The organism is Streptomyces sp. NPDC005820, from assembly GCF_040630255.1.
In the GTDB taxonomy this organism is placed as follows: Bacteria; Actinomycetota; Actinomycetes; order Streptomycetales; family Streptomycetaceae; genus Streptomyces.
In genome coordinates this window covers 1-7,221 of record NZ_JBEXXE010000107.1, presented here as the reverse complement: position 1 = coordinate 7,221, position 7,221 = coordinate 1, and the positions used below count along the sequence as shown (strand labels likewise).

Sequence of the window (7,221 nt, the reverse complement as noted above, 5' to 3'; positions counted from 1 at the left end):
GGGCGTCGACGCGGAGCGTCGGCAACCGACGACAACGCCGCAGATGGGCGTGCCAGGCCCCGCGTCTGCGGCATGATCCGCCGGACAGGCCCTAGGGCGCGCCGTGTCCCGCGAGAGCCTCGACTCCGCGCTACGGCCCCCGTCGCCCCGGCGGGGGTGGGTGTGGTGGCTGCCGCTGATCGCGGTGGCCGTGGACGTCCTCGTGGAGGTGATCGTCCGGGGCCGGGAGCCGGTGAGCTTCATCCTCATCGCCGTACCGCCGCTCGCCGCCGCGACGCGCGGCCCGCGCGGCACCGCGCTGTCGACCGTGGTCTGTCTGGGCCTGCAGATGTGGATGGCGGCCCGGCGCCCCGGCCACTTCGCGGAGCAGCACCATGTCGCCGTGTACGTCGGCACGTTCCTGATCGGCGTCGCCAGTGTCGGGCTGGCCTGGCAGCGGGAGCGGACCCGGCGGCATCTGATCCGGGCCCACTCGGTGGCGGAGGCCATGCAGCGGACCCTGCTGCGGCCGGTGCCGCGCCGGCTCGGTCCCGTGCACGCCGCCGGGTTCTACGAGGCCGGGGAGGGCGGCACGCTGGTCGGCGGGGATCTGTACGACGTGTGCGAGACGCCGTTCGGGGTGCGGGCGATCATCGGTGACGTCCGGGGCAAGGGGCTGGGCGCGGTGCAGACGGTGGCGGCGGTGCTGGGCAGTTTCCGGGTGTCGGCGCACGAGTGGCGGAGCCTGAGCCGACTGGCCGAGCGGCTGGAGCTCAGCATCGCCCGCAACAGCCCGGCCGGTGAGGAGGGCGACCCCGAGCTGTTCGTGACCGCGCTGGTGCTGGAGTTCCCGCCGGGCGGCGGTGAGGTGCGGATCGTCGACCGCGGGCATCCGTCCCCGCTGGTGGTCGGCGCGCGGGAGGCCCGCCGGCTGGTCACGGCGCCGGGGCTGCCGCTGGGCCTGGGCGCCCTGGCGGCGGGCGGGGCCGAGACGACCGTGCATCCGCTGGGGCCCGGCGAGGTGCTGGTCGTGCACACGGACGGGGTGAGCGAGGCGCGTGACGCGGCCGGTGTCTTCTATCCGGTCCTGCAACGGCTCGGCGAGCGCTTCCGCGGGGAGTGTGCCCCGGACCCGGAGGCGGTGGTGTCGTTCGTGCGGTCCGACTCGGCACGCTGGTCGGCGAGCACCGACAACGACGACCGGGCCGTCCTCGCCCTCCGTCTGGACCCCGCCGGGGCGGGTAGGGACACCGGGGAACCCACCCGTCGAGGCGCCGCCGGGCGTCCCTCCCCCGGCTCAGATCCCGGCCGCCGCCCGCCGGATCGCCTCCAGTGAGCGCGCCACCTCCTCGTCCGTGGTGGACCAGTTGCTCACCGAGATGCGCAGGACGTGCCGCCCGCGCCACCGGGAGCCGCTGATCCAGGTCGTGCCGTCGGCGAGCAGCCGGTCGATCACCCGGTCGGTGCGGCGGTCGTCGCCGAACTCGGCGCAGACCTGGGTGAAGACGACGTCGTTGAGGACGCTCGCGCCGTCGATCGCGGCGATGCCGGTGGCGAACGCCGCGGCATGCCCGCACAGCCGTTCGACGAGGGCGGCCACGCCGGACCGGCCGAGGGAGCGGAGCACGGCCCACACGGGGAAGGCCCGCCCGCGCCGGGAGAGCTCGGGGACCTTGTCGACGGGGTCGCCCTGTGCGTCGTGGATGAGGTAGGCGCCGCGCAGCCCCATCGCCGCCCGGAGCACGGACGGGTCGCGTACGACGGCGAGACCGCAGTCGTAGGCGACGTTGAGGGTCTTGTGGGCGTCCGTCGCCCAGGAGTCGGCCTCCGCGCAGCCCGCCGTGAGGTGCGCGTACGCCGGGGAGGCGGCGGCCCACAGCCCGAAGGCCCCGTCGACGTGCACCCAGGCACCGGCCTCACGGGCGACCCGGACCGCCTCACCGAAGGGGTCGAAGGCGCCGGAGTGGATGTCACCCGCCTGGAGAACCACGATCCTGGGACCGGGCCCGGTCGCCAGAGTGTGCCGGAGGGACTCGGGGTCGATCCGGCCCTGGTCGTCCGCGGCCACCAGGTCGGGTGCGCCGAGCCCGAGGTAGCGCAGTGCGAGGTCGACGGCCATGTGCCGGTCCGCGCCGGCGACGACCTGGACGGCCGGTCCGCCCGTGAGTCCGTCACGGGCGACGTCGTGTCCCGCGCGGCGCAGCACCTCGTCGCGGGCGGCGGCGAGGCAGGTGAAGTTCGCCATCGTGGCGCCGGTGGTGAAGCCGACGGCGCTCGCGCCCGGCAGGCCGAGCAGGTCGAGCAGCCAGGCGCCGGCGATCTCCTCCGCCGCCGCGTACGCGGGGGACGCGGCCCGCATCACACAGTTCTGGTCCCAGGCGCTGACCAGCCAGTCGGCGGCCAGCGCGGCCGGTTCGGTGCCGCCGACGACGAAGCCGTAGAAACGGCCGCCGGGAAAGGCGGTGAGTCCCGGCTCGCAGGCCGTGGCCAGCAGGTCGACGACCTCGGCGGGCGGGCTGGGTCCGTCGGGCAGCTCTGCGCCGAGCGCGCGCACGATCGCGTCGACCGAGGCGCGGGCGGGGACCGGACGGTCGGACAGGCCGGCCAGCCAGCGGACGGCGTGCTCGTGTGCCCGTCGCAGCGCCGTCTCGCGCGCGTCCATACCTCGGACTATGGAGCAGCGGTCGGATCGGTGCAAGCCACGCCCTCCCGCGCTCACGCCTTCGTGGGCACCGGCTGCCGCAGCAGATGGCCGGCCGCGAGCGCGACGAGCACGGCCATGGACGCGATGAACACCAGCCCGGCGCCCTCCAGCCCGATCGAGACCGTCAGCACGCCCACCCCGATGACCGGCACCGAGATTCCGGCGTACGCCACCACGAACAGCGTGGAGATGACCGCCGCGCGCTGCTCCGCGGGCGACGCCCCGGCCACCGCGGACAGCGCCCCGCGGAACGCCAGCCCCTGCCCGAACCCGCCGACGACCGCGCTCAGCACGATCAGCGCCAGCAGGTCCCAGCGCAGGGCGCCCGCGAGCAGGGCCAGCCCGGCCAGGAGCACGACGCAGCCGATCGGCAGCGACCGCCCCACCCCGACCCGGCCGACGGCCAGTTGTCCGGCGGTCGAGGCGAAGAAGGCCAGGGCGACGACCGCCCCGCTCACGGCGTGATCGTGCACGTCCAGGGACTCGGCGAGGAACGCCGGGCTGACCGAGGTGAACACCCCGAACAGCGCGAACCCGGCGAAGGAGGCGATCGCCGCGGGCACGAACACCGGCCGGACCCGCCGGGGCAGTCCGGGCCGCTGCGGTCGTACGGTGCTCAGCGGGCGTGGCTCGCGCACGGTCTCCGGAAGCCGCACCAGGACGACGGCCGAGGCGGCCACCAGCACGAGGTGCACGGCGAAGGGCAGATACAGCGGCCGGGCCGCGTACTCGGCGAGCACCCCGGCGAGCAGGGGACCGCAGCCGAGCCCGCCCATGTTGGCGGCCGTCGCCACGAACGTGGCCCGCGAGGAGCCGCCGCGCGGCGCCAGATCCATCACGTACGCCGTGGCGGCCCCGGTGAACAGGCCGGCGGAGAAGCCCGACAGCAGCCGCCCCGTGTACAGGGCGCCCAGCCCACCGGCGAGCAGGAAGCACACCGCGCTCGCCGCCGCGCAGCCCAGGCCCGCCAGCAGGACCGGGCGTCTGCCGACGGCGTCCGAGGCGTTGCCCGTCAGCAGCAGGACGCCGATGACCCCGAAGGCGTACACGGCGTAGACGACGGTGACGGTCAGCTCGGAGAACCCGAACTTCTCCTGATAGAGCGGGTAGAGGGGGGTCGGCAGCGTGGTGCCGGCCATGCAGACGGCGAACACCGCCCCGCTGAGCAGACACGGACCCCACCCTCGGCGATTACCGTCCACCCGCCGACGGTAACCCGGGGGACCGCCCAGGCCCTGGCCGACGTGCCGGGGCGGTCCCGCCCCTCGGCCCTCCCCTCCGCACCATTGAATGTTTGATTCAGCGACTCTAGCCTCATTCGGTGACTTCAATCACCTTGTCTCCCCCACGCCCCCGCAGACCCCGGCACCGGGGCCGAGCCCTGCTCCTGGCGCTGACCCTGCCGCTGGCCGCCCTGCTCCCCGCCGTCCCCTCGGCCGCCGCCACCCCGGCTCCCCAGGTCTGGCCGACGCCCCGCCACCTGGAGACCACGGGCCGGGGGATCACCGTCCCCGACCGTGTGGTCGAGGTCGTGGGCCCGCGCACCGACCCCTCCGCCCGCAAGGTGGTCGAGGCCGCCCTGCGCGCCGCCGGGGCCGACCGGATCGTCACCGTCACCGCCGGCGACCGTCCGCCGCCCACCGCCGAGCTGACCGTCACCGTCGGCGGGCCGGACGAAAACCCCGCCGCCGAAGGGGTGTTGAAGAAGCTGGGTGTCGCATCCCCGGCCGGGCTGCCCGCCGAGGGATACGTCCTGGCCTCCGGCCGCCACGCCGGACGCGCCCTGCTCACCCTCTCGGGGGTCGACACCACCGGCACCTTCTACGCCGCCCAGACCCTCCGCCAGCTCCTGACCGGCCCACGGCTGCCCGAGGTGACGGTCCGCGACTGGCCGACGGCCCGGCTGCGCGGGGTGGTCGAGGGCTTCTACGGCACTCCCTGGTCGCACGCCGAGCGGCTGAGCCAGCTGGACTTCTACGGCCGCACCAAGCAGAACGTGTACGTCTACTCCCCCAAGGACGACGCGTATCTGCGGGAGCGCTGGCGGGACGCGTACCCGGCCGCCGAGCTGAACCGGCTGCGCGAACTCGTCGACCGGGCCGACGCCGACCACGTCCGCCTCACCTACGCCCTCTCCCCCGGTCTGTCGGTCTGCTACTCCTCGGCGTCCGACAGCGCCGCGCTGGTCCGCAAGTTCGCCTCGCTGTACGACATCGGCGTGCGCTCCTTCGCGGTCCCGCTCGACGACATCAGCTACACGAAGTGGAACTGCCCCGCGGACGAGGAGGAGTTCGGCAGCGGGGGCGGCGCGGCCGGTTCCGCCCAGGCCCGGCTGCTGAACCGGGTGTGGCAGGACTTCTCCGCCGGCCGCACCGGCCTCCGGCCGCTGGAGACGGTCCCCACCGAGTACTCCGACCTCGCCGACTCCCCGTACAAGAAGGCCCTGCGCGAGCGGCTGGACCCGGACGTGGTCGTCGAGTGGACGGGGGTCGGGGTGATCGCGCCGACGATCACCGCGGCACAGGTACGGCAGGCCCGGGAGGTGTACGGCCATCCGATCCTGGTCTGGGACAACTACCCGGTCAACGACTACACCACCAGCCGTCTGCTCCTCGGCCCCTACACGGGCCGGGAGGCGGACGTGGCGCGCGAGGCCGTCGGCGTCACCGCCAACCCGATGGTCCAGGGCGAGGCGAGCCGGCTCGCGCTGTTCACCTCGGCCGCCTACCTGTGGAACCCGGACGGCTACGATCCCGGTACGGCCTTTGCGGCCTCGGTCCGTGATCTCGCGGGCCCGGCGACCGGAGCCGCGCCATGGCTGCGGATCCTCGCCGAGAACTCCCGCTCCTCCCCGCTGGACGCCACCGAGTCCCCCACCCTCACCCGGCTCATCGCCGCCTTCCGCACGGCGTACGGGACCGGCAGCGGCCTCGGCCGCGCGACGGCCGCACTGCGCGCGTACTTCACCGACATGGCCGCCACCCCCGCCCAGTTGCGCGCCCGCCTCGCCAACCCCGCCTTCCTGAGCGAGACTTCGGCCTGGCTGGACAAGCTGGGCGCCTACGGAACCGCCGGGCTGACCGCCGTGGACCTGCTGCTGGCCGGCCGGCGCGGCGACACCGAGGCCGTGGCGGCGCACTGGAACCGGCTGCGCGGCGAGCGCAGGGCGCTGGACGCGGTCCCGCAGCAGATCTCGCCGGGCGTGATGGACCGGTTCCTCTACACGACGGCGATCGAGAACGCCCCCGACCCCGGTGTGGACCCGTCCTTCTCGCCCGGCTCCGTCTCCCTGAAGCCCGGGGCGAGCGCCACGGTCGCCCTCGCCTTCAGCGACGCCCGCTCCACCACCGCGCGGTCCGTCGACTGGACGCTCGCCGTGCCCGCCGGGGTCACCGCGTCCCCGGCCGGCGGCACGGTCGATGTCCCGGCGGGCGGCAGCGCCACCGTCACCGTGACCCTCACGGCGGCCCCGGGCGCCTCGGCGGGCGTCCGTTCGGTCGTGGTGTCGGGCGGCTCGGGGGTGCTCACCCGGGCGATCCCCGTCCGGGTGGCCGACGGCACGGGGACCCCACGGGCGCTGACGGCGAACTTCAGCGGCGCGTCGGTCAGTTCGGTGGACACGGTGTCCGGTGCGCGTACCGAGATCGAGGTCGGCGCCCACCCCGGCGAGGTGGTCGTGAGCGCCGACGGGCGGACCGCGTACGCCGCGAACCAGGGGTCGGACACGGTCAGTGTGATCGACGTGCCCGGCGGGACGGTCACCGGCACGGTCGCGGTGGGCCGCGTCCCCTCCGGGCTCGCCCTCACGCCCGACGGCACCACGCTCTGGGTCGCGAACTACACGGACGACACCGTGCAGCCCGTCGACACCGCGACCCTCAGCGCGGGCCCCCCGATCGCTGTGGGCGACGGCCCCGAGAACATGGCCGTCACGCCCGACGGACGCACCCTGTACGTGGCGGACATCCACGACGCCACGGTCACCCCGGTCGATCTGACGACCCGTACCGCAGGGCCCGCGGTCCCGGTCGGCCCGGCCCCGTTCAACGTGGTCGCGGCGCCCGACGGGCGGACGGTGTACGTGTCCGACTCGGGCGGTTCGACGGTCACCCCGATCGACACCGCGACCAACAGCACCGAGCCGACCCTCCTGGTCGACGGCCAGGCCTACGGCTTGGCGCTCTCACCCGACGGCCGCACCCTGTGGGTCAGCCCGAGCAACGGCGATACGGTGACGCCCGTCGACACGGTGACCGGCGCCCCGGGCACCCCGGTGACCGTCGGCAGGTCGGCCTTCGACATCGGCCTGAACTGGAACGGCACCACGGCCTACGTCACGACGGCCGACGGCAACGCCCTCGTCCCCGTCGACGTGGCGACAGGACGCACCGGAACCCCCTTCACCACCGGCGCCTATCCCCTGGCGGTGGCCCTGACCCCCTAGGGCCTGTCGTTTGGATCAGGCCGCAGATGCGCGTGCCAGCCCCCGCTCACCGGCACCGAACAGACCCGTCGATGTCCTGCGACCTGATCCAAAC

Annotated in this window: 4 protein-coding genes; 2 read left to right on the top strand and 2 right to left on the bottom strand. The window is 74.6% G+C overall.

What is annotated here, in order from left to right:
* Window positions 1-103: 103 nt before the first annotated feature.
* Window positions 104-1,315: a PP2C family protein-serine/threonine phosphatase gene (locus ABZ464_RS51710; protein WP_359289946.1), complete on the top strand. Its 1,212-nt coding sequence runs from the start codon at window positions 104-106 to the stop codon at window positions 1,313-1,315.
* Here ABZ464_RS51710 and ABZ464_RS51705 read toward each other — a convergent pair.
* Window positions 1,277-2,641, bottom strand: a complete 1,365-nt coding sequence (locus tag ABZ464_RS51705) for a pyridoxal-dependent decarboxylase (protein ID WP_359289944.1) — start codon at window positions 2,639-2,641, stop codon at window positions 1,277-1,279. The two genes, ABZ464_RS51710 and ABZ464_RS51705, sit on opposite strands and share 39 nt — an antisense overlap.
* Before the next feature lie 53 nt (window positions 2,642-2,694).
* Entirely contained in the window at window positions 2,695-3,885 is a 1,191-nt protein-coding gene (locus ABZ464_RS51700) for an MFS transporter (protein WP_359289942.1), read from the bottom strand.
* A 128-nt stretch (window positions 3,886-4,013) separates the two neighbouring features.
* On the opposite strand from ABZ464_RS51700, the gene ABZ464_RS51695 reads away from it, so the two are divergent.
* Window positions 4,014-7,127 carry a beta-N-acetylglucosaminidase domain-containing protein gene (locus tag ABZ464_RS51695; RefSeq protein WP_359289948.1) on the top strand — a complete coding sequence of 1,038 codons (3,114 nt, stop codon included), beginning with the start codon at window positions 4,014-4,016 and terminating at the stop codon, window positions 7,125-7,127.
* Window positions 7,128-7,221 lie beyond the last annotated feature (94 nt).